Source organism: Monashia sp. HAY1-2A (assembly GCF_056755315.1).
On sequence record NZ_JBNDHY010000623.1, the window covers coordinates 1 to 248 of the forward strand.

General features: G+C 71.8%; 1 protein-coding gene. It reads left to right on the plus strand.

Annotated features, from left to right (window positions below; translation table 11 throughout):
* Positions 1-248: DAK2 domain-containing protein (locus ACPYOM_RS23290; RefSeq protein ID WP_481347788.1), on the plus strand; the 248-nt coding region annotated here is incomplete at both ends.

Below are 248 nucleotides of genomic sequence, written 5' to 3' on the forward strand. Positions count from 1 at the left end.
GTGGAAGCCTTCGCCCGCGCCATCACCGAGCTGGGCAAGGCCGACCCCGGTGACAAAACCATGGTGGATGCCCTCCTGCCTTTCCGGGACGCCTTCCTGGCAGAGCTCGACGGCGGTGCTCCCGTTGACCGGGCCCTGGCAGTCGCCGCCGCAGCGGCCGAGTCCGCTGCCGCCAGGACCGCCGACCTCCGGCCGCTCAAGGGCCGCGCACGTCCCCTCGCCGAGAAAAGCATCGGACACCCCGATCC